This window comes from Candidatus Cloacimonadota bacterium, from assembly GCA_011372345.1.
Taxonomy (GTDB): Bacteria; Cloacimonadota; Cloacimonadia; order Cloacimonadales; family TCS61; genus DRTC01.
In genome coordinates, this window is the sequence record DRTC01000522.1 from 1 (window position 1) to 1,960 (window position 1,960).

At 38.0% G+C, this 1,960-nt stretch carries 2 protein-coding genes; both read right to left on the reverse strand.

Going from position 1 to position 1,960, the window contains the following annotated elements; all coding sequences use genetic code 11:
• Positions 1-96: 96 nt before the first annotated feature.
• Positions 97-1,071, reverse strand: a complete 975-nt coding sequence (locus ENL20_09990; GenBank protein ID HHE38886.1) for a D-glycerate dehydrogenase — start codon at positions 1,069-1,071, stop codon at positions 97-99.
• A 158-nt stretch (positions 1,072-1,229) separates the two neighbouring features.
• Positions 1,230-1,960, reverse strand: a 731-nt coding sequence (locus tag ENL20_09995) for a glycerate kinase (protein ID HHE38887.1), incomplete at its 5' end; no start/stop codon positions are given.

Genomic DNA, 1,960 nt, shown 5'->3' on the forward strand with positions numbered 1-1,960 from the left:
ACTGAACTTTTTCAACGGTTTCGGATGAGCACATTTTTATCATGCTCAACCATTGAAAAAGCTAATTTGAAAGAAATCCTCTGTGGGAAGCCATTTTCAAGGTTTAAGAACTTCCGGATTAATAATATGTTTTGGTTTCTTTCCCTGAATCATCGCAATCGCATTTTCAGCAGCGAGAATTCCCATTTTTGTCCTGGTCTCGATAGTGGCACTCGCAGTATGAGGAGTCAGAATAGCATTCTCGCATTGAGCAAGTCCTTCTGTCATTTCCGGCTCATTTGTATAGACATCGAGACCTGCACCTGCGATCCGGTTTTCCTTTAATGCTTTGATCAGAACTTTCTCATCTAAAACAGGTCCCCGGGAAGTATTGATCAAATATGCTGATCTCTTCATCAGTTTCAGTTCTTTTTCACTGATCAGGTTTATTGTTTCAGGAAGCAGGGGAACATGAAGCGAGACAAAATCCGCTTGTTGAAGCAGATATTCAAATTCAACTTTTTTCGCTCCCACAGATCTTTCGATTTCATTATTTTGGGATTTATCTGCATAAAGCACTTTCATCTTGAAACCGATTGCTCTTTTGGCAACAGCAGTCCCGATCCTTCCTGCTCCGATGATACCGAGAGTTTTTCCAAAAATATCGTTTCCGAGAAAGAGCATCGGACCCCAGCCTTTGAATTTTCCGGCTCGATTAAATTTATCGGATTCCACGATCCGTCGAGCAGCTGCAAAGATCAAAGCCCAGGTCATATCCGCGGTTGTGTCGGTTAGAACACCCGGTGTGTTGCAAACCGGAATTTTCCTTTTTGTTGCTGCTCTAATATCGATATTATTGAATCCGACCGCATAATTGGAAATCCCTTTCAGATTTGGATTTGCATCTAATATCTCTTCATAGATCGTATCTGTTAGAAGACAGAGCAGAATATCACACCATTTTGTCCCTTCGATTATTTCCTGTTTGGAAAGTACTCTATCTTCGGGATTGACCTTTATATCAAAGACTTCTTCCAATTTATTCATTGCCGGTTTGGGAAGTAACCTGGTTACAAAAATTTTTGGTTTCATTTTGTTTTTCTCCTTTAACTCATTTCCCGATCTCTTCTCTAAAACCCTCTTTAGTTCTCCCTTATAAAGGAAGATCAAATGGACTTTTTGAGATTATTTGAGAAGGGAAGATTTCGGAAACAATATCAAATTTACATTTCCTTATTAATTCCCTCTCTTTATAAGAGAGGGCTGGGGTGAGTTTTTTTCCAATATCTCGCAGCTTCTTCCGAAATTTCGATCAAATAGTTTTCTGCATTTCTCATTGCTTCTATTTTTGAGATTTTGTTGGAAGTAAGGCTGAATATCTTCTTAAAATAATTATCATATTTATTGGATATTTTATTTAGATTTCCCACGATAGCGATCACCGGAATTTTTCTTGTTTTGGCTATTTTTGCTACTTCCAGAGGAGCTTTACCGAATTCTGTTTGGAAATCCATTTCTCCTTCTCCGGTAATGACCAAGTTCGCATCGTTAATTTTTTCTTCCAGATTTGTGTACCTTTTCACGATCTCAAATCCGGGTTCTAATTTTGCTTTGAGGAAAACCATCAATCCTGCTCCCAAACCTCCTGCTGCTCCAGAACCATGGATTTTTTCAACATTGATTTTCAAATCTTTTTTTATGATATCGACAAAATGAATCATATTCTTTTCCAGAATTTTTACTTCTCCTCTTGAAGCTCCCTTTTGTTCTGCATAAACAAATGTTGCTCCTTTCTTTCCAGTTAAAGGATTTTTTACATCGCAAGCAATAATTATTTCACTTTCGAATATCCTTTTATCAATTTTGGAAATATCAATTCTACTTAATTTTCCTAGCCCAGCACCGCCAACCGGAATTTCTTTCCCTTTTTTATCTAATAGTTGAACTCCCAAAGCTTGAACTGCTCCTGCTCCTCCATCAT

Excerpts from the sequence above, each read along its gene's own strand:
- ENL20_09990 (HHE38886.1), bottom strand. The coding sequence starts at position 1,071 with ATGAAACCAAAAATTTTTGTAACCAGGTTACTTCCCAAACCGGCAATG.